General features: G+C 47.5%; 16 protein-coding genes, 3 pseudogenes and 1 riboswitch. Of the genes and pseudogenes, 13 read left to right on the forward strand and 6 right to left on the reverse strand.

Annotation, left to right across the window (positions count from 1 at the left end; translation table 11 throughout):
- Positions 1–310: 310 nt before the first annotated feature.
- From IEY46_RS00595 to IEY46_RS00605, 3 genes are all read left to right on the forward strand, one after another.
- On the forward strand, positions 311–649 hold the full coding sequence (locus IEY46_RS00595) for a matrixin family metalloprotease (protein ID WP_229749971.1): 339 nt from the start codon (positions 311–313) through the stop codon (positions 647–649).
- 17 nt (positions 650–666) lie between these two features.
- Positions 667–1,254, forward strand: a complete 588-nt coding sequence (locus IEY46_RS00600) for a hypothetical protein (RefSeq protein WP_188988140.1) — start codon at positions 667–669, stop codon at positions 1,252–1,254.
- Positions 1,255–1,534: 280 nt separating this feature from the next.
- Positions 1,535–1,900, forward strand: a complete 366-nt coding sequence (locus IEY46_RS00605; protein ID WP_229749972.1) for a hypothetical protein — start codon at positions 1,535–1,537, stop codon at positions 1,898–1,900.
- 92 nt (positions 1,901–1,992) lie between these two features.
- Here IEY46_RS00605 and IEY46_RS00610 read toward each other — a convergent pair whose 3' ends face one another.
- Positions 1,993–3,039, reverse strand: coding sequence for a LacI family DNA-binding transcriptional regulator (locus IEY46_RS00610; RefSeq protein WP_188988144.1), 1,047 nt, complete (start codon positions 3,037–3,039; stop codon positions 1,993–1,995).
- A 207-nt stretch (positions 3,040–3,246) separates the two neighbouring features.
- Here IEY46_RS00610 and IEY46_RS00615 point away from each other — a divergent pair, with 207 nt between their 5' ends.
- Genes IEY46_RS00615 through ilvD form a run of 3 tightly spaced genes read left to right on the forward strand, consistent with a single transcriptional unit; the run spans position 3,247 to position 7,262 of the window.
- Positions 3,247–4,008, forward strand: coding sequence for an SDR family NAD(P)-dependent oxidoreductase (locus IEY46_RS00615; RefSeq protein ID WP_188988146.1), 762 nt, complete (start codon positions 3,247–3,249; stop codon positions 4,006–4,008).
- Between the two features lie 18 nt (positions 4,009–4,026).
- Positions 4,027–5,514 carry a M81 family metallopeptidase gene (locus tag IEY46_RS00620; protein ID WP_188988148.1) on the forward strand — a complete coding sequence of 496 codons (1,488 nt, stop codon included), beginning with the start codon at positions 4,027–4,029 and terminating at the stop codon, positions 5,512–5,514.
- 17 nt (positions 5,515–5,531) lie between these two features.
- The gene (ilvD, locus tag IEY46_RS00625; RefSeq protein ID WP_188988150.1) at positions 5,532–7,262 is read left to right on the forward strand and encodes a dihydroxy-acid dehydratase; all 1,731 of its coding nucleotides are present in this window, start codon (positions 5,532–5,534) and stop codon (positions 7,260–7,262) included.
- Positions 7,263–7,537: 275 nt separating this feature from the next.
- Here the strand turns inward: ilvD and IEY46_RS00630 are convergent, their stop codons facing one another.
- Positions 7,538–8,317, reverse strand: a complete 780-nt coding sequence (locus IEY46_RS00630; RefSeq protein WP_188988152.1) for an alpha/beta fold hydrolase — start codon at positions 8,315–8,317, stop codon at positions 7,538–7,540.
- A 168-nt stretch (positions 8,318–8,485) separates the two neighbouring features.
- Positions 8,486–8,686, reverse strand: a pseudogene (locus IEY46_RS36975) (IS110 family transposase); the annotation flags it as partial.
- Between the two features lie 83 nt (positions 8,687–8,769).
- On the opposite strand from IEY46_RS36975, the gene IEY46_RS36865 reads away from it, so the two are divergent.
- From IEY46_RS36865 to IEY46_RS36185, 3 genes are all read left to right on the forward strand, one after another.
- Positions 8,770–9,045, forward strand: coding sequence for an alpha/beta fold hydrolase (locus IEY46_RS36865; protein WP_308422766.1), 276 nt, complete (start codon positions 8,770–8,772; stop codon positions 9,043–9,045).
- 1,000 nt (positions 9,046–10,045) lie between these two features.
- Entirely contained in the window at positions 10,046–11,086 is a 1,041-nt protein-coding gene (locus IEY46_RS00640; RefSeq protein ID WP_188988154.1) for a peptidoglycan DD-metalloendopeptidase family protein, read from the forward strand.
- 413 nt (positions 11,087–11,499) lie between these two features.
- A riboswitch (cyclic di-GMP riboswitch) is annotated at positions 11,500–11,583 on the forward strand.
- A gap of 558 nt (positions 11,584–12,141) precedes the next feature.
- Entirely contained in the window at positions 12,142–12,789 is a 648-nt protein-coding gene (locus IEY46_RS36185; RefSeq protein WP_229750213.1) for a SurA N-terminal domain-containing protein, read from the forward strand.
- Between the two features lie 138 nt (positions 12,790–12,927).
- Here the strand turns inward: IEY46_RS36185 and IEY46_RS36190 are convergent.
- A pseudogene (locus IEY46_RS36190) lies at positions 12,928–13,077 on the reverse strand (hypothetical protein); the annotation flags it as partial.
- 527 nt (positions 13,078–13,604) lie between these two features.
- Between IEY46_RS36190 and IEY46_RS00650 the strand changes: the two are divergent.
- Positions 13,605–14,396 (forward strand): class I SAM-dependent methyltransferase, encoded by a 792-nt coding sequence (locus tag IEY46_RS00650; protein ID WP_188988158.1) that lies wholly within the window; start codon positions 13,605–13,607, stop codon positions 14,394–14,396.
- A gap of 259 nt (positions 14,397–14,655) precedes the next feature.
- Here IEY46_RS00650 and IEY46_RS00655 read toward each other — a convergent pair.
- Positions 14,656–15,246: pseudogene (locus IEY46_RS00655) on the reverse strand (transposase); the annotation flags it as partial.
- Positions 15,247–15,647: 401 nt separating this feature from the next.
- Here IEY46_RS00655 and IEY46_RS00660 point away from each other — a divergent pair.
- The 3 genes from IEY46_RS00660 (at position 15,648) to IEY46_RS00670 (ending at position 18,342) form a co-directional block, all read left to right on the forward strand.
- A complete protein-coding gene (locus tag IEY46_RS00660; RefSeq protein ID WP_188988162.1) occupies positions 15,648–16,043 on the forward strand; it encodes a MerR family transcriptional regulator in 396 nt (131 codons plus the stop codon).
- Positions 16,044–16,101: 58 nt separating this feature from the next.
- A complete protein-coding gene (locus tag IEY46_RS00665; RefSeq protein WP_188988164.1) occupies positions 16,102–16,719 on the forward strand; it encodes an NADPH-dependent F420 reductase in 618 nt (205 codons plus the stop codon).
- A gap of 516 nt (positions 16,720–17,235) precedes the next feature.
- Entirely contained in the window at positions 17,236–18,342 is a 1,107-nt protein-coding gene (locus tag IEY46_RS00670; protein WP_188988166.1) for a CapA family protein, read from the forward strand.
- A gap of 249 nt (positions 18,343–18,591) precedes the next feature.
- Here IEY46_RS00670 and IEY46_RS00675 read toward each other — a convergent pair whose 3' ends face one another.
- Positions 18,592–20,955, reverse strand: a complete 2,364-nt coding sequence (locus tag IEY46_RS00675) for a helix-turn-helix domain-containing protein (RefSeq protein ID WP_188988168.1) — start codon at positions 20,953–20,955, stop codon at positions 18,592–18,594.
- Positions 20,956–21,181: the final 226 nt, after the last annotated feature.

Here is a 21,181-nt window from a genome sequence, read left to right on the forward strand (position 1 = left end):
GCATTACTGTAAACGCCTTCAGTAAAGTCACCTCCGATTCGAATAAAGCGCGTGTATTTAAGTACAACTACCATACATGTACTTATTATGACATATTTGGGATGCTTCTTGGAAGAGGGGAAAAGGTAATTTTTGTTGCTACCGGATGTGCAGGCTTGATGTACCCTTCAAAGGCGCCCGAGATGAGTGGTCAGCGCCGTTTTTCGACTGAATACATGAATTTCCCGTCGAGCCTCCCGATCACGTGATAGACTGGGGGCTGAGGGGAGATTATCATCTGTCCACATGGCATACGGCGGCCAAATCGGATTTGTCGTTGGTTGAAGGGATGATTATCGATGTTCCTTTTGTAAAATTTTCCATACTACCTGGCAACCTTTTGCTTGCTAAAATTGTCTATATTATCACGATCTTCACCTCAAATGCGAATAGTGGCGATGCAGGGCTGAACAACCTTTGGTTTTATAATTACTCCGGATCGCTTAACAAAACAAATTTGCAAATCAATACTGCTCTTCATGAAATCGGACACTTTATTGGCCTGGGGCATTCCACGGTTTCGCCTACAGTGATGTGGGCAACGGGACTTTATACCGACACGACTCCGTTACAGGATGATAAAAACGGTGCAAATGCGATATATCCTTAATTTAGGGGGGAGCGACTATGACAACAAAAGTCAAAAGTTATGGCATTACAGTTTTGGCTGCTATATTCGCTGCTACACTGTTTTACTTTGTTTACCTGCAAGTCAATAGATCGTCGCAAGGTGAAGCGAGAAGGGCAACTGCCAATAATATTGATATGGCTCTCGATACTTCTCCGGTTGTCGTGATCGGCAGGGTCATTGATGACCAGGGGATAACGCGGAACCTAAGGAGAGATTCGACCGATCCGACGAAAGAAGATCAGACGGTTAGTGTTCCCGGCACCGATTATAAAGTAGAGGTAATTAAAGTGTTGAAAGGAGAAGTCCAGCCAAACAGTCAAATCAATGTGGCTGTTCCTGGAGGAACCTACAAAGGTGAAAGCGCAAAATTACAGGCGACTTTAGCTAAAAATGGCGAATATATCTTTGCATTAGCTCCTTCTCCTTCTGGTCCCGCAAGTTATTTCGGAATGATTGAACCGTATATTTTTCAATTGAAGAACAATAAGGTCATGGCTGTCACGAATGACAATCAAGTTAAGTCTGCTTTTCAGGAAACGAATTTAACCGAAGCAGATCTGGACCAAAAATTTACCAAACCCTGACACTAATCCAAGTTAGAAAAAAATTGAGTGTGGCTGTCGATTTATTGGATCGGCTCGCTAGGGAGTGACGAAAACATGTCCATTCGGTTCAGAAGCATTACGGTGACCGTTCTTGCCGCGGCTCTTCTGGCAACCGTTCTGTTTTTTGGTTTATCATATGAAAGGAAGGACAACCACACACACCGATGAGGCAATAGCGACCAATATCGATGTTGCCATTCAAAACGCGCCGATCGTCATTACAGGGAAAGTCTTGGACGGAGTAGGAGAACCTCGGAACTTGAGAAGGAATGCAACGGACCCGACGAAGGGAGACACTAATGTTGTTGTTCCCGGAACGGATTATAATGTAACGGTGACGAAGGTATTAAAAGGAAACCTTGAGACCGGCAGCCAAATCAAAAATGCAGTTGGCGGCGGAGCGTACAAAAAGGAAAAGGCTCCCTTACGTGCCACCTTGCTTGCTGGAGAAGAATATATTTTTACTATAGCGCCTAGTGGTGCGGGCGGACCTCATTATTACGGTATTATCGAACCGTTCATTTATCAACTCAAAGACAATCGCGTTGTAGCTGTAAGCAATATTGAGAAATATAAATCGGCATTCCAAGAAACACAAATAAGCGAAGCTGAATTTATGAGTTAGTTTAAGTGACGTAAAAGGACCAGGGGGAAATTCTCCTGGCCCTTTTATTTCGGTCGGTACATCTACTTTAACATCTAAAAGCCGACCGGCATCTACGAGTGCCGCGGTGAACTTGTGAACGTTGCCGGCGCAGGCGCACTGGAAGATTGCCTGATGACTAGCTGGGGATATACGGTAGTCGTAGCCGGCGGTCTTAAGCGCGTCGAATCTTGTTCTATTTTCTCAATAAGGATATCTATGGCTCTTTGAGTCATATCCTTAATCGGAGGATATACGGTCGTCAGAGGCGTGAGTAAATACTCGGACTCCCGGACATTGTCGAAGCCGACTATGGAGATATGTTCAGGGACCTGCAATCCGGCTTCGTGCGCGGCCTTCATTGCCCCGATTGCCAGATAATCATAAGAAGCAAGCACGGCAGTCGGCCGATCATCTTCCGCTAGCAATTCCTTCATTCTTAAATATCCTCCAGCCTCGAACCGCTCTTTGCCAGATTTGATATGGTTGGGGTGGAAAGAAAGTCCGGCTTGCGCTAAAGCGCGGATAAACAGAGGAAGCCGGATACCAGAGGACAAGTGCTCCCCGATGAAGCCAAATGTCTGATGTCCGAGAGAGACGAGGTGGTTAACAAGCAGGGAAATGCCATATCCCTCGTCTACTGTTACGATCTCCACGTCATGTGAACGATCGGCTGAACCAATGGTCACAACAGGAAAGTCGCTGTATTTTTTTTCTTGGCGGAAAATATTGCCCATCTCCGGGCTTAGCTGATCGGCATAGATGATCCCGTCGACCTTGCGACCGATGAACAAATCCACGTTTTTCATACCCCTGTCAGCATTCCAGCCAGTTGTACCTATGATCAGCGAATACCCTTTACCTTTAAGTGCCGTTTCAATAAATTCGATAATCTGAGCATAGTAATTGCTGCTAATTTCCGGAACGATCAAGCCTACGAGGTGGGTGCGTTTGCCACTTAGCGCTTTGGCCATAAAGTTGGGGGTATAGTTAAGCTCGGCTGCGAGCTTTTCAACCATTTTGCGAGTTTTTTCTTTCACTCGCTTATCACCAGAGAGAGCTCGAGAGACGGTTGAAGGATTTACTCCGGCTGCCTTGGCAACTTCCTTGAGTGTAATCATGGTCTAGCTCCTTTTAGATATTGTTGTAACTTTACAATCGTTTGTATTTTAATGAATGTTTATATTATAGCATCATTAAACGGTATTTTCATCACTATATAAGGAATCTGTTGCGGATAAAATATGGGGTTGATTTAAATAAATAAGGATGGTATTCTACGGTAAATGCAAGCGGTTGTATTTTAAGGGAAAGGTGAATAAATCCAAATGAGGCTTAAAGATAAAGTCGCTATTGTTACAGGTTCCTCGCGTTCCATCGGCGCTCAGATTGCGAAGAGGTTTGCTCGTGAGGGAGCAAAGGTTGTTGTTAATTATCCGACCGAGCCGGAATTGGCAGAAGAGGTTGTGCGGCAAATTCAGAGCGAGGGTGGAGAAGCATTCGCATTTCGTGCAGATGTAACCAAAGAAGCTGAGGTTCAAGCGATGGTAGCTGAGACAGTAGCCCGTTTTGGAACTGTGCATATTCTGGTCAATAATGCGGGAATTGATCCGCGCCAAGCCTGGTATGAGATTACGGATGCCGATTGGGATTTGGTGATGGATACGAATGTAAGGTCCCAATTGTATACAGCGAAGGCTGTATATCCTTATATGCAGAAGCAGCAATATGGAAAAATCATTAACGTCTCCTCGGTTACGCAATTTACCGGTCAGAAAAATTTTCTGCATTATGTAACCTCTAAAGGAGCCATTATTGGGTTTACTCGTGCATTGGCAAGAGAGGTTGGAAATGACGGAATAACCGTAAATTGCATTACTCCAGGTGCAGTATTGACGGAATCCGAAGGTGAGGACGAGTTGAATTACGATCCGGCTGAAACCGCACGGAGGATGGCGACGTTGCAATCCATTCCGCGCAGAGAGACTGCCGAGGATCTTGAAGGCGCATTCGTATTTTTTGCTGCTCCGGATAGCGACTTTATTACCGGACAGACGCTGAATGTGGATGGCGGCTGGGTTATGCACTGAACGAAGGAGCGGGAATAGATGAGAATTGTAGTTGGCGGTATTCTACAGGAAAGCAATACGTTTAGTACGAAGCCAAGCACAATAGAAGATTTCTACCGATATTTTTACTTGGTAGGGAATGAGCTGAATAAGCCTAATCTAGCTGAGAATGAATGGAGCGGATTCAAGAAAGCTGCTGAGGAGCAAGGCGTAACATTGCTGCCCACCTTGTATACCCAGGCTGTCTCATCCGGTCCGGTTCGCAGGGAAGCTCTGGATACACTGAAGCAAACGCTATTAACCATGCTTGATCAAGCGGAAGATTATGATGGAGTATTGTTTGCTATGCATGGCGCTTGGGTGACAGAGGATAGCGAAAGTGCGGACAACGAAATTATAACGGCTATTCGCAATAAGGTTGGGCGAACGATTCCAATTGTCATTACACTGGATTCACATGCCAATATCACGAAAGCGATGCTGGACAATGTGGATGCGATCGTCGGCTATCAAACCTTCCCGCACATTGATTACGCATCGACCGCTTATCGGGCGGCAACGCTTCTCTTCGATGCAATTCAAACAAATAAGAAGCTCCATACCGTATTAAAAAAGGCTCCAATGATTGTGCAAGCGGAGAAGCATACGACCTATCTCGAGCCTATGGTCTCCCTTTGGGATGAAGCAAAAGCGGGTGAAGCCCGTGCCGATTCAGTAATGACATCCTTATTCGCTGTTCAGCCATGGCTTGATGTGAAGGAAATGGGCTTCTCTGTCGTCGTTGTGGGAGAAGATCTACATAAAGCGGAAGCTGAGGCTCAGCGATTAATCGAGCTGGTATGGTCAAGGCGCAAGGAGTTCGAAATTGACTTATACAGTCCTTCGCAGGTGCTAGCCAAGCTCGCGGAGGAGCAGCTTCCAGGTCCTGTCGTTGCGTCAGACTCCGCGGATAGTCCGGGTGCCGGATCGTCCGGGGATAGCAATGCTGTATTGCGAGAATTACTTAGTAGCGGAGCGGACCAGAACTATCGATGCTTGCTGTCTATGGTGGATGCTGTGTCTGCTAGAAGTGCTCATGAGGCAGGAGTTGGCAGCAGGTTGAAGCTGAGGGTGGGACATACACTCAGCACGACAACGGGAAGCCCTCTTGAAATCGAGGGCGATGTCGTCTACTCAGGCAACACTAAATTCCGCTTCGGAGGAGGCATGGTTGCCAATCTGGAAGCCAATATGGGAATGTGTGCCGTCATTCAAATCGGTAAGATTTCTTTGCTGCTGATGGAAAATCCGACGTTTACCGGAGATCCCGCTATGTATCGCAGTGTCGGGTTGGAGCCGTCGGATGCCGATTTTGTGTTGGTGAAATCTGCTGCGCAGTTCCGTGCAGAGTATGAGAAGCTCACCGATCGAATCTATATTCTTGACACGCCTGGCGCAAGCACAGCGAATTTAAAGAGCTTAACGTTCGTCAATATTCCAAGGCCGATGTATCCCTTCGATGAGACAGCTGACATTGTATTGAAATAGAGAGGAGGAACACTTGTATGAATAACACGGAGCAGCTAGAGAGCCAGAAAGTACGGAAGATTAGCTTCGAAGGGGATGCTCTTCGGATGTCCATGGATTGGACGGTCGAGGATCTCGACAAGGTTCAAGTGCTCGTTGAAAGCACGCATGGCTCAAGTCACCCAAGCTCCTATCACCTGGGTGAATTGGTAGGAGAGATGGAGAAGGGGGTCTTCCAAACGGGAGGCAAGCCTGCTGTCTATACGACTACCGATATCTGTGATGGTGTCGCACAGGCTCATAATGGGATGCATTATTCCCTGCTTTCCCGTGACATGATTGCCTCAATGGTAGAAATTCATGCAATGGCTACTCCATTCGATGCCATGGTCCTTACCTCCGCTGGAGATAAAGCTGTGCCTGCTCACTTAATGGCAATTGCTCGGTTAGATATTCCATCCATCCACGTTCCTGGCGGGGCGATGGGGGCGGGACCTTGTATGCGCTCGAATGAAGAACTGTGGCATATGAGTGTGGAAGTGGATCAGAATAAAATGACCAAGGAGGAGTTTCTGGCCTTCCAACGTGCTTGTTGTCCGACATGCGGAGCCTGTCAATATATGGGGACGGCAGCAACGATGCAAGTCGTGTCCGAGGCATTGGGGCTGGCTCTTCCATGGTCTGCGCTAATTCCAGCTACGAACGCGGAGATTAAACGGGCGGCTCGCGCGGCAGGCCAGCAGATCATGCGTTTGGTTCAGGCAGGGATCACCCCATCGAAGATTCTGACCCGGGAAGCTTTCGAAAATGCGATTATGGTTCACTCTGCGGTCGGCGGCTCCTTAAATGCGGTTATGCATTTAATCGCTGTGGCCAGAGAAATCGGTATTGAGCTCGATGTGGAAACCTTTGATCACATTCATCGCAAAATACCCGTATTGGTGGATACGAAAACAGCCGGACATTATCCGACGGAGCTGTTCTGGTATGCTGGCGGCGTCCCGCAGGTTATGCTGGAATTGCAAGATTACCTTCATCTGGATGTGCTGACGGTCACCGGATTCACCCTTCGTGAAAATCTTGAGGCGTTTAAGCATAACGAAATGCCTAAATTTGCTGAGATGTTCTTGGCGAACTATAAGCTGAATAAACGAAATGTCATCTACCCGATTCAGAAACCATTAAAGTCCGAGGGCTCTCTTGCCGTGCTGAAAGGCAATCTATCGCCGAAGGGAGCAACGATTAAGAAATCGGCTGTCGTAGCGGAAATGCAAGTGCACAAAGGGCCGGTGAAAGTATACGATACAGAGCGTGAGGCAGTGGATGCATTGCTGGCGAAAGAAATTCAGCCAGGAGATATTGTCATCATTCGTTATCAGGGGCCTAAAGCGGTGGGTATGCCGGAGATGTTCTTCATGTCAGAGCTGATTGCATCCGACCCCGTATTGTCCAAGACAACCTCCTTGGTCACGGATGGACGTTTCTCGGGAGCGACCCGGGGACCATGCGTTGGATATGTAGCTCCTGAAGCTTTGGATGGCGGGCCTATTGCCGTAGTCGCGAATAATGACATCGTTCTGATTGATATCCCAAATCGATTGATGGAAATTATCGGTACGGATGGTCAGGAAAGAAGCCAAGAAGAAATTGCTGAAATTATACGTAAACGGTTCGAGAATTGGATTCCGCCTACATTTAATCATAAGGGAGCGTTGAAGCAATATACTAGAATGGCGCGTCCAGCATTAGAAGGTGGTTCGTGCTCGTAGTCCTGTTTATGGAAAATGAATTCAAAAGCTTCCTAATCAACGATAAAGGTAGATTTGTGTATGTTTATAATAGGCAAAATCCGATTATGTAGAGCTTTGCCTACAGTTTTTATTTCAGGTGTTAATTGAATTTTAAGCGATAGCTCAATAAAAGCAAGAAGCAGCCGATTAACGTGGATCGGCTGCTTTTGTTCAACTAACAGTCAGATTTGCTCAATCATCGGGCATTATCGGACTATATTTATGGTGAGCAATGGTGTGGCTATTCCGAGGCGTTATGCAAAAGAAGATAATAGTTGGTTGAATCTATCACGCTCCTCCAAAAAAGGGCAATGGCCGCTGTATTGGAATGGAACCAATTGCGAATTTTTAACCAGCTTATTTGTTTCCTGAGCTTGGGTAAACGGAACGACTTTATCATGAATTCCATGAATAATTAATGTGGGCACATCGATCTGTCCAAGATCGTTGTAAACATTCTCGTCTCTTAGCGTGACCATAATGGCGGAAGTCGACCAATTCGCAGCTTGTAAACCCATTAGAAAGAACCATTCGGATTTCGGTTCAGAAATGTACTGAAAGAAAAAAATCCCCGTTTGGTTTTGCAGCATTTTCGGACGGTCATTGTTTGTTTCTTCGATGATTTTATTCGTAAATTCTTTTGGAACGCTTGATGGAGACGCAGCGTCGATCAGGACGAGTTTAGATACCCCGTACCCTTTGTAACGAGCCATATAACGAATCGAGATCGCGCCTCCGGTAGAGTGTCCTGCAAGTGTTATGTTTTTTAGCTGTAACGCTTCGATGACCATACGAAGATCATCTGCTAATCTATCGAAACTGTAACCGTCGAATGGTTTATCCGAATTGCCGTATCCTCTCCAGTCCATTCCGATACAACGGTATCCGAGCTTAGGAAGGAAATTGAACTGATATTCGAACTGGTTATGGTTTAGCGGCCATCCATGAATAAAAAGTATCGTTTTATTTCCCTCCGGATTGATGTCCTCTACAAATACTTTTACGCCCGGTTCCACAGTAACGAAGTATCCCAAATGTATCGCCTCAATTTTTTATAATGTACTTCCCCATTAAGATATTCGCCCCAGGCAAGGTGAATGCCTAATTTCGGCGTCAAATTGGGTTTAGATAGTGCGTAGAGATTTCTGAGGAATAGCTTGAGTGAAACAATTTCTTCAGATCATCGAGCTACTATGAAAATTCATTAGCTGGCAAATCCATTCTGCATCTTTAACATCGGTTTTGCGTCCAGGTACTGCTTTCATATGCTGAGCGTTGACAACTAAAAACTCAGGTGTCATCAGCTTCGATTACGTTCACAATTGGTTCCAGTATACACTTGTACTCTCCTTGGCCATATGAGTACATCCGTGCAGCTTTATCCAATCCACTAGCTTTGCGATGCATGGATGGCTAACGGGGAACGAGTGATCAATAACCGACACTACGAGGTTGGTTTTATTCATAATGATTGGGAGGTAAAATCTTGAACGATGTTATAGTGGAACAAAAATTAGATATAGGCAGCATCAGGCTGTATTATGAGTATTTGGGTGAAAACAACGATAAACCAACTGTTGTTTTCGATTCAGGATATGCTTGGTCGTTTGCCAACTGGAATCCAATTCGTGATGGCGTTTCGAAACTTGCCAAAATGTTTGTTTATAATCGTGCAGGTATCGGGGAAAGTGAAAAAGATAATCGACCCCGTCACAGTATACAAAATTTTAGTTGGACAATCCTTTGGAGGGGTAAATGTTAGATTATATGCAAATACATATCCAGAAGAGGTGGTTGGAATCATTCTATTAGATTCATCTCATGAGGATCAAAATAAAAAGATGGTTCACTTATTGAGTTTGATGAAAATTTAGAACAAGTTCGAGCTGCCCAATCATTGGGAAGCATTCCGCTTATCGTTGTAACAGGCAGAAAGCAACCCCACCACACGCCAGAATCCTGGACGTATTGGATGGAGTTTCAAAAAGAGCTCGTTAAATTGGTCTAATAGCAAACATATCATTGTTGAAGATGCTGGGCATGCTATCCACATTGATCGTCCTGATGCTGTAATTGATATTATTGAAGATATGTTGGAAATCGTTAGTAATAGTTGAACGCAACAAGGAGCAGTTTGCTGTGGCAGCTGCTCCTGTTTTTATTAAGCTCCCATGAAAATTAAATCTCAGTTACTGTAAAAGACAATAGTAAAGAAGACGCATTATGTCCAGGTACGAGTCCAGCCCATGAGTATAAATGCGCAGTACTAGGAACTGTGTCTTAATATCCGTCCCAATTTCCGTTAAGATTTGTTCTGCCATTCGAGTAGCTACCCAGGGATTGAACCTAACGGTCGACTTCGTCACGAAAGGGAACGACTCTTCCTCTCCCAGGCCTAAGAGATTCTTACCCATTTTCATCATCTGTGGTGCAGCGCTTGCACTGCATAATCATTTAAGTTGATTGAATGCTACAATATGGATATAAAGCGGTGCAAGAGAGCCGCTCCATCGCTTCGTTTTATTAATGGGGCAGGCGCCGCGGCGACCTGGCGACCTGGCGGTATCATTCAAGTTAACGTCTTTGCTTTGCCGGGTTTATTATCGTTTTAATTTTACCACTTCCCGGCGGTTTGGAAATGGCAGCATACTTAACGGAGCCTTAATTTTCTTTAATTAAGATAGAGATAAGGTTCCGTTTCCTTGCGAATAAGATTGAACATATATAATATAGTTACAATATACAGAGGGATGGTGCAGTGGATGAAAAAAACAATTTTTGCGATGGCTGTTGCGGCGGTCGTTCTGACGGGCTGCGGAGAAAACAGGAAAGAACCGGCGTCGGGACCGGCGAATGAAACTGCAGAGGATACCAGAGCGAATGCTCCAAACAATACTGGAGCGACCCCCCCGGACAATACGGCATCGCCGGAACCCGCCGATGCGAAATATAAAGGGGAACAAATCGGACAGGCTTTGCTTGATGGGGAGTACGATGAAGTTTATGGGCAATTGAGCAAAGACTTCCAACAGGAATTGACGTCTGCCCAATTCCGCGAGACACTGAAAAGTTTCAATGAGGGCGTCGAATCGTGGGAACAGCAATCGAGACGGTTGTTAAACGACTGGCAATATTACACATGGATCGACCCGGTAGGCAAGAAGAAGGGACTTAAGGTCATAATGGACAAGAAGGAGGAAATTACGGGACTGCGGGCCATGCCGCTGGAGAGCTTCCCGGAGACGGATGCCGCCCAGACGCAACTCGCTTACGATCTGCCTTTCAAAGGGGAATGGTACGTGTTCTGGGGCGGGGAGAATGTCCTTGTGAACTATCACTATGAATTGGAAAGCCAGCGTTACGCGTACGATATCGTTCAGATCAAGGACGGATACTCCTACAAAGGCGACGCCAAGAAAAATGAAAGCTATTATGCATTCGGTCAGGAATTAATTGCTCCGCAGGACGGCAAGGTAGTTCATGTGGTGAACGATATTAAGGATAACGAACCTGTAGGGGTGATGAATGCGGAGCAACCTTTGGGCAACGTAGTCGTCATCGATCACGGTAACGGGGAATTCAGCTTTTTGGCACATATGAAAAAAGGGTCCGCAGTTGTCAAGGTCGGCGATCAGGTGTCCCAGGGCGATCCGATCGGCCAGTGCGGCAATTCCGGCAATTCCAGCGAGCCTCATCTGCATTATCAGGTATCCGACAAACAGGATTTATTCGATGGGAAATCGATTCGCGTGCAGTGGAAGGGCGGTTTGAGCTTGCCTCAGGGAGAAACTGTTAAAGGCTAAGAAGAGCAGGCAGGAAACGATTGCTTCCTGCCTGCTGTCGCTGAATTAAGATGTTCTGCTGGTCACTAGCGTTGCATTAATGCTCTCTGAATCTTCATAACTTTCTGTCTCATCTGGATTTGAGCGCAAAAAAATCCTTTACAGTAGATAGGAGAGGTAGACCTGTCCATAATCCATGAAAAGGATATTATCACGGACAAAACCGTGGCAGCTATATTTATACAACTTCGACGCGGAAAGTTTGCCAGAATCTACGCCGTACGAAACCCGGATAAGCTGACCCGGGTTTAGGTAGTTTGTTAAATAAATTTCCATAATGAAAAAACCGGGAAACGAGGACAAAGGCTTTCCAAGTCTCCTATTAAGGATAGAATGACGATAAATGAGACGACGTTCCTGCAGCTTCCCTTGATTCTTATGATTGGCAAACCAATTGAAAGATTGGGACGCAAAAGCCACAGGTCTAAAACGAGTGATATGACAGCTGGGCTGCCGAATTAGGAGGTGAAATCCAGTCCTTATTTCGGGCTGGATTTTTCTTTGATTTTATACATCTGAGGAAATGTATCATTAAAAAGGAAATAAATGTAAATTGATTGTAGGTCAGAGAGACCCGCTGGAAATGAAGATTCGTTCTCTACTCAAAGAACTTGGGGAAAATCCCGATCGCGAAGGCTTGTAAAAGGAAGTGTTCGGAACCCATTTGTGCATGTGCGCGAGTGGGGTCAAGAAGCAAGCGCAGCTATGGTAGCCTCCGTCATTTATATGCCTGTGGACGTGTCTAAAGCTTCCAAAGCTCATCCATAGCCACTTGCGCATTACCGTAAATACATATTTCACCCTTTATCTAAAGACTCAACGCACAAAAGGGCAGAAATTCCTTTCTCTTCACATTGGGATTCCATGTCTTTTTATTTTTGTCAACTTGCCCTGTAACCGGGAAGGCTCCGATCACTTTTTGTTAATTATTAGAAGCTTCAGGCTATCAAAAAGCGTCAATAATCATAAGATATTGTCAGTCATAGCTCTACAATAACCCTCTGGAGGTAAGAAACATGACCAAAAAAAACAAACTGACGGCTATTGTGGCCCTGGTTGCCTTGATCCTCATCACAACAATTGCTTTTGCTGTTTCAAATCGTTCAAAAACCAGCAGCACCGATGAATCCATTGAGACTGCAAGCAGTAGTTCATCAAAGGAAAAAACAAACGCTGATACTGTTGCTGAAGTTGGCGGCATGGCTATTAATCATGAACATTTCATCATTTTTAAAGCTAATTTCTTGCTGCTTAACGCTGTTCAAAAGAATGATCCTATTCCCAGTGATCGGGAGCTCCTGAATCAACTAATTATGGAAGGATTGGTCGTAGAACAAGCAACACAACAAGGAATTACTGCAACCGGTGAAGAGATAAACGAAGTTATTCAATATGAAAGAAAGACATTTGAGACCTTCAAACCAACGAATAAGGACCAGGAAGCGGCGCTTGAATTCATGAAAAATAGAATCAAAATATCGGGACATCCGGAGGATGAATTCTGGGAAAGTGATATCATCAAAGAAGCAACAAGAAGGTCGGTTCTGAGCGGCAAATACATGAGTGAATCCATCGCTAATGGAACCTTTAAAGATGTTGATGGATTTATGGCTTACCAACAGAAACAGTTTGATGGTGTAAAAGATCAAATTATTTATAAATAATGACGGAACAAACGACCTGAGACAAAATTGTACCTTGTACCGGTTGTAAGATGCACTATACCAATTTAAACAAAAGTTGTTCAATTCACATTCGAATTCCTTGGAGACCGTTGAGATGGGGAGCTGGAGTTGATCCGAGGCGACAATCCCTTGCCGTGCAAGAATCCATTTTAAAGGGGCTGGACTCGATTCTTGAAACAGTGTACGAATGAGTGGAGATAACCGCTCAAAGACATGCTTAGCAGTGTAATGTGTAGCAATATACGCCGGTGGAAGCGCAAGATTCACTTGGAATCACAGATTCCGCTTCGATGCCAGGGGATCCGGAAGACGCGGCTTCCGTAAGAGGCGAAAAATTGCTTGGAATAGACGTTTTCACCGTTCTAAGGGTTTCTAATACCCGTTAGGCGTCCGCCCCATCTTTATGAACGCAGAATCGGCTTCTATAATAGAGGAGAGTAGGTTATCACCGAGGACAGATCAACCTGGCAATTCGAATCGAATCGGCAGGAGGGTTGACCTCCATGAGTTGATGTGGAAATCCAATAAGTGTAACCATAATTTACCGATGGATCCACTTTTTACAAAGAGATGGTCTAGGTAAGAACTTTTTGCGCATTTACCGGCCCCACATATTTCTTTATCTTCAACTAAGTTCCATAAGAATTTCATCTGGTATATTCTAATTACGGTCAGATTCTAAGAATACGTGAGCATTTAAGAGCAAAACGTTTCTCCATAGAGGGAGGATAGTGGAATATACCATCTTGGGATCAATAAAATATAATGATCGTATCATTTCTGGGGGTGAGTGAATGGATCAACTCAAAAAACGGCAGGGAAACTACGGCATCGACGCACCTATCGTCGTACGAAACCTTTCGCTGATAGGTGTCGGATTTCTTCTACTTGGCGTCACTGCTATTTTTATTTTTCCGAGACAGCTGCAATGGCTGGGCATAGCGATTGGAGTCGTTTGCGTGATTTCCTTTCTGGTCGTTGCAGCCGAGGCATTGTACATGATATGGAGCAGCAAAATAGGAAAGCTTCGCGAGAGGGAGAGGTTACTTGATCTTGTTATGCTTCGCGGCGACGAGAAGGTCCTGGATATCGGATGTGGGCGGGGGCTTGTGCTGAACGCGGCTGCCCATAAATTAACCACGGGAAAAGCAGTCGGCATCGATATTTGGAACAAACAGGACCAGTCGGGGAATGACCCTGACGCGACGCGTAGAAACTCCCTTATCGAAGGAGTGGCCGAACGGGTGGAGATCGTGAACGGCGATGCGAGGAGCATGCCGTTTGCGGATAACGAATTCGATGTCGTTGTTTCCAGTTTGGCCATTCATAACATTCCTAGTTCCGAGGAGCGGTACCGGGCTTTAAGCGAGATAATGCGCGTGTTGAAGACCGGCGGCCGCTTCGCCGTTCTTGATTTCCAGTTCATACGAGAGTATGGGCAAGTTTTCGAACGGCTCGGTGCTGTCCATGTGCGAATCGTCGGGCAGCACTGGCTGATTTTTCCTCCCGTTAGGATCGTAACGGGATGGAAAATGCCTCCATTAAGCTCCCTCGAAATGATTCAGTATCCTCACTCGGACTCATGAATTCGCAGGATTTCATCCTTTAGTTAAAGTGTGGAAGAGGATGATGAAGAAGGCAGTGGCTGGGGATGGAAAATTGGGGCGTGCGGAAATACAAGGTGAATAGGAATCACCCCTATTGTTCCATAATTCGCACGTCTCCACTTCGCCCTAGCGATTCATGCTCCCATGTCTCAACGGGTCATAGCCCTTTTGCGTAACATCTCCCGATACTCTGTTCATCTTGTTATCCTGCGAATGCATGAGCCGATGAGGATTGATGTTATGCAGCTTGCGGGAATACCTTGATAGGTTCGTAAGCGAGACTGCTTTTAGCCAAAGCGACTAGCATTCGCGCTACCTTACCGATTAATTTCATAATGGATTTCATTTTTTTCATTTTCTTTTCCTCAACATTGTAACAATGTAACGCTCGAATTTCTGGATTTGTTATGACCATACTCATCGTCATGAGATAAAGAAAATGTCGCAAACGTGACCTTCCTCGTTTGCTGAGCACCATCTTTCCTCGCCATTTTCCAGAGCTGGCTTCAGCTAGATTTAACCCAGCATGACGAAGTAAAGCATTTCCGTGTGTATATCCACTTCGATCACCAGCCTCACCGAGTACACCAGCTAGATTCGTAACATAGATACCTCGTATTTCAAGAAGCTTTTGTGCATAAGGAACACGTTCAAGAATGAGGTGGAGCTCATGCTCAATTTGTTTAAGCTGGCGCTGGGCCAGGTCATATTCTTCGAGCAACTGCCCAAGATGGAGCTTGTATGCGTGGAGTGCCTGAGTGGCACACACACTGGATTTAGCAAGTGAAAGGAGTAACTCAGCACGTTTAACTCCAGCATGACGCTCCAGAGCAATCCCACGAAAGCTGACAGCGCGTGCTACATGGACTTCTTGGGCGATATCTACGCCTACAACCAAGTGGTTAACGGTAATATTTTCAATGAGTTGATTTTGCTTATCTTGTGCCTTAAACTTCATAGTAGAGCGACCTCCTGATGGGCTTTTTGAGGCTATTACCTCGTGCGTAACCCCATCATACCGAGGCGCTCCTTTTTGTTTAAACGCCAAATTACTCGTTTTACAGGAATTCTAACGGATAACGAAAGCACAAAAGCAGGCTGCCGATTGGCGGCCTGTTCCCACTACGCAGAGACGCGTGGCAAGCCGATCCGAAAAAAATTATTGCTTCGAGGGGTTGACCTGGAGTCGCCTCCAGCATGTAGAATGCGAAATGAAAGGAGGTGCGCTCGTTGTACACGATCGGTCAAGTCGTAGATATGACGGGGTTTGGACACGATACGCTCAGGTATTACGAGAAAATCGAGCTGCTTAAGCCGCAGCGTAAAAAGCCGGGTGGCGCGCGTGTGTTTAGCGACGACGATCTCCAATTGCTGTCCGGAGTGAAATGTTTGAAACGGCTGGGATTGTCTTTGGAAGAAATCAAGACGTTTACGAGCACGAAACGATGTGTGACCGAACACTCGTCAATGCATGACGGAGACGAAGCTGTTCTACGGGATCGAATCGTCCTGCTGACGGACAACTTGGTCCGGATGGAGACGCAGCGCCGCGAACTCGACGAGCTGATCGATCAGACGAAAAACAACATTCGCCTGTACAACGAACTGTTGGACGGGACGCCGTAAAGGTTTCGAAAGTTCCGGCGTTCGAGCCTCCAAGAACCTATGCAGAGGAGATGCGAGCATGAACATTGCTATTATCGGGTCGGGAAACATCGGCGGAACATTGGGGAAAGCATGGGCGGCGAAAGGTCACCTGGTGACGTTCGGTTCGCGGGATCCGCAAAGCGAACGGATGCGTGCGCTGCTTGAATCGATCGGCCCGAACGCCGCGGCGGCGTCCGTCAAGGAGGCGACCGCTTTCGGCGAAGTAGTCATATTGGCTGTTCCCGGCACGGAAATCGAGCGTGTGCTGGAGGAGGCGGGAGACCTGCGGCGGAAAATCGTTGTCAATGCGACGATTTTGTTCGACGGGCGGTCGGCGGACGCGGAGGTGCGGAGGCTCGCGAACGGCGCACGCGTCGTCCGGGCGTTCCATACGTCGACGTGGGAGGCGCTTGCGAACCCGCGGTTCGGCATGGCGAACGCAACGCTCTTCATAAACGGTGAGGACGAAGAAGCCAAGCAAACCGTCTTCCTGCTGGGCGCAGAAGCCGGATTTGACATGGTGGACACGGGTGGTGCGGAAGCAATGGCCGAGATCGAGAAGGCGCTCTTCTCGTTCTGGACCGCGCTCTCGCCGCGGTTCGGCCGCGACTACGCGATCCGAGTGCTACGAAGGGAAGAAGCGCAGTCGTCTTAAACCAGGGCCGTGCGGCAAAGGGGACCGCCGCGATCGTCCGGTTGTAGAAGATGAAAATGGAAATATCCTATTAGTAAAAGCCCATGACGATGGTTGGGTGTATCCTGGTGGGATAACTGAAATTGGAGAAGACCTGATTGATGGCGTGAATCGTGAAATCTAAGAGGAAAGTGGAATAGACGCCACTGTCAGCCATTTAATGTCATTGCGACAACGTCTGAATGTAATATCAAGCTTCAAAGGCGTGTTTAAATGTACGAGGGCTTGTGTTAAAAAAAACTTTGCTAACGTTACATGATAGTTGAACGCAAAATGGAGCAGTTCGCCGGAGGCAGCAGCTCCATTTTGCGTTACGAATGGGCAGGTTAACGCAACATTCGTATCTGCCGGTGAACGGCATCCTGGGACAACGTGATGGAAGTAGTGAGTCTCTTTTTTGTTTCCGAATCGGTCCGCCGCCACTAAGGATTGCATAAAGTAGCATATCGGAATGCAGCCCAATCAATGGAGGATGAGATGTCGAAGGAAATTGTAATTGTGGCGGTCGGCGATCTGTTGATGAAGCCGTTGCTCATCCAATTGCTTCGTTCCGGCGGACAATCAGTGGGCACGAACGATCAAGGAGAGACCACCTATACGTTCAAGCGGATGTTCGAACCGGTTACCCGTTATTTGCAAGATGCGCATTTGACGATAGGTAATCTGGAAACTACCTTCGCAGGCGGTCCGGATGTCAGCTTCTATAAGGCGAGACGCAATCCAAAGAACGGCAATCCGGTGTTCAAAAGCCCGGACGCTTTCGCGCCGGCGCTGTCGGCGGCTGGCTTCGACGTGATTGCGACGGCCAACAACCATTGTGCGGATTACGGCGTTCGCGGACTCAAACGGACGCTAGATGTGCTCGACAAGAACGGCCTCGATCACGTCGGAACGTACCGGACTGCACAGGAATCGCGGGCGCTCTGTGTGCGGAATGTCGAAGGAGTCCGTATCGGCATCCTGTCGTATACGCGGGATACGAACGGCATGCCCGTACCGAAAGGACAGCCAGCAGGTGTCAAAAAGCTCGTACGCGCGAGGATAAAGAACGATCTGAAACGGCTGCGAACAGCCGCGGATTTTATTATCGTGTGCATGCATTGCGGACTCGAGTACGAGCAAAGCCCGGTCGCCCACCAGAAGGAGTGGGTCCGCTTCCTGTTCCGGAACGGCGCGGACGTGGTGCTGGGGTCGCATCCGCATGTCCTTCAGCCGGCGATGACACGAACCATGAAGGACATCACAGGACGAACAAGAAAACGGTTCGCCATCTACTCTCTTGGCAACTTTATCTCCACCCGACTTCACGGCAAGGATGCGGCTCTGACCGGCATCATCCTTAGACTTAAGCTTCGCAAAAATCCCGGCGGCCCCGTCCAACTCGTCGGCGTCGAGGGCGTGCCGACCTGGGTTAGCATCATGAAGAATTGCAAACCCGCGATGTGCCGCATCGTGCCGCTGCATGAAGCGATTAAAAAACGGGACGAATTCCCCGCGGAACAGTTGGTGCGGATGAAACGCGCCTATCAAGGCACGCTGCGCATGTACAGGGGGGTACTACAATTTCCGGATGACAAGCCTTAATTTCCGCCGTCCTGGCACGTGATCGCCATGTATCGAATTATATTAAGCAACTGAAAACAAGACGCGTCAAACTGAGAATCTCTAATATCATTGATTATAATTTAGAGGAAATTGATGCTGATCACAACTCTCGTCCCATCGGGATGAGGTTTTTTTTGTTTGTCAAAAAAGTCTTAAGGGCAAATATTTTTATTGGCGGAGCTTGGCCTTATGCGACCGCCGATGGAGGACGGTGGCGGGTTTCCAGATTTAAGGAGAAGGTGTTTCATCCGGTATTACGCCGGGATGCTGGTATGCCGCCTCAAGCAACCGGTATTGCCCCGGCGTATTCCCTGTGCGCGACTTGAACAGCTTGTTGAAGTAGCTGACATTGGAATAGCCGATTTCACGGCAGATGTCCTCCATTGAATATTTGGGCTGCTTGAGCAGTTCACAGGCACGTTTGATCCGAAGCTGGATCAAATAATCGTTGATGGTTGTGCCCGTCGCTTCCTTGAAGATCCGGCTCAAGAAGGAGGTGCTGCGCTGCACGTGTTCAGCGACCATTTCGATCGAAATATTATTGTTGAAATTGTGGTCCATGAATTCGGTTGCAAGCCGCAGCGTAACGTCGTTCATCATCAGCCGCTTGTCCCGGTTATGAGCGATGATTCTAGCGCACATTTCCTGCAGGCATGCTTCCATATTGTGAAGCGTTTGGACACTGGATAGTCCAAACGGCCGGTCGCCGAGCACAATGGACATATCGCCTCCGGTTTGAACAAGCGTTTTCACGATTTCCCCGCTTAAATGAAAGAAGAGCTGCTGGACATTGGCTTTTCCCAGCCTGCGCTCGATCGCCTCCCGGGTGATTCGGCTGATCAATGCCGCGCATTCCTCCTCATTCAGCTGAAGCAGCGCTTGAAGCAGCTTCGTTTCGAGCTCGTACGGATAATAGTAGGTGTCTTTAGCTTTATCCTGCTTCCAACTGGCGACGATCGCATAGGGGATGATTTCGCCATTGCCCACGTACATTTTGAGACTAAGTGCTTCGACCGTTTCCTGGTAAGCCGACTGGACCGATTGCACCCCGGAGCAGATGCGGCTAATGCCGATCGTCGCGGTGATGCCATATCGGATTTCCATATGCTTCTGTAGTCTCTCTGCGAGCTCGACAGGAAGCTCGTCTTTGCCGACTGGCACGGTTTGAAGGAAGACCGTCCGTTCATCGTCCCGGGCGAATATTTCGCCGTCAATGTCGAACTCCTCGATCAAGCCGTACTGAAACAAGTGAAAATGAAGCTTATCGGTCGTGTCGTTAAGCAGTCTCGGCCCCTCCAGCTCCAAGGTAAGGACGGCAAAACGCGCAAAATCCAGCTTCAGCCCCAGGAGCTTAACCGCATCCTCATTTTGCCCGCCACCTTGAGGGGAATTCGCACGGCCTTTGATAAGATCGTTTAAATACTTCTCCTTGATTGCCGGCCGGTTCACGCCAAGCAGCGATTCCACTTGTTTTTTCTCGCTCAGGATCGCTTCCCGGCTGTGTCTTAGCCTTTCGAACGACTGCCGGATGAAGCTAGCCTCATCGGCGGGGGGACGGGGAGTTTCCGGGCTCGCTCCTTCGCCCAGGGAGGCACTGGATGCCGCATTGGAGCCGCTAATATAGGCAACGACGCTCTTTAACGGGTGGTACAGCCGCTTCGAGATATAGAAGGAAAGGATAATCGCAATGGTGACGTAGAGCACGGAAACAGTGGTCACGATTGTTTTTATGCGGTCAAGTCCCTGAAGCAGGACGGATTGCTTGGTCAAATTGACAAACTTCCAGCCGGTCAAGCCGGAGGTCGTAAACGTTACGATCCGGTCGCGGCCGTCTACGTACGAACCGCTTCCGGCAGAAGATAAAGCTTCCGCATCAAGCTGAGTGACAAGGGCTCCTGCTTCGGCCGAATCGCCGTAAAGCAGCTCATCATGCGGCCCAAGTACCAGCGTCGTCCCCTTTTTGTTATGATAATGGCTTAGAAAGTCGGTAAAAAGCAGGTCAAGCTTCAAATTGATGAGGACAGCGCCTTCGACCGGTCCAATGAGCGGCATTTTCTGCATTAAGCTTGTGGCAGGCCCCCCCTGAGGAAGCCCGCCGGGACGTTTGGTGAGCCATACCGTCCGGCTTCCGGCCTCCCGATTCATCTCTGGCAGCCAAGAGCGGTCGGTGAACGAGGATATGGAAGACATCTTAATATCGGAACGGGTGGTAAGAACCTGATCGAGCTTGCCGTAGGCGAGATAGATGGAGTCAATATAAGGACTCAGCTTCTGCTGCTCCTCCAGATACCGCGACAAATCGATCAGCGAGCCGACACTTAGCTTGTCGTTAATCGTACGGTACAGATATGACTGGGTCAACATCGTGCTTGTGGCCACATTTTTGACTTCCAACAACTCCTTATGAAGCAGTTCCCGCTGCTGCTCCAATACCGACTGATTATAAGCGACCGAGTTTTTAATACTCGTATTGGCGGAAATGGTATATGTGATTGAGGAAATGAGGATGACGGTTACCACGACGATCGCTGTCATGGACAGCAGCAGCTTGATGAATAAGGAATGGTTTCGAATTAAGTGAACACCGGGCATGCACATTTTCCTCCTCTCATGTTAACGCTTACACCAACTGGGTGTCCGATTCGAACACTACGGAATTATAGCATGGATCCAGTAGACGGAGCATGGCGCGGCGTGAAAAACATTCAAAAAACAGGATAACATAATAGCCGAAATCTGGCCAGGAAACGAAAAACATAAGGATTATAGAATGAAAAGGTTGTGCCGTCAGCATGCTGTCGTATATCGTAAATCTTGT

Origin of the sequence: Paenibacillus nasutitermitis (assembly GCF_014641075.1) — a bacterium.
Taxonomy (GTDB): Bacteria; Bacillota; Bacilli; order Paenibacillales; family Paenibacillaceae; genus Paenibacillus_Z; species Paenibacillus_Z nasutitermitis.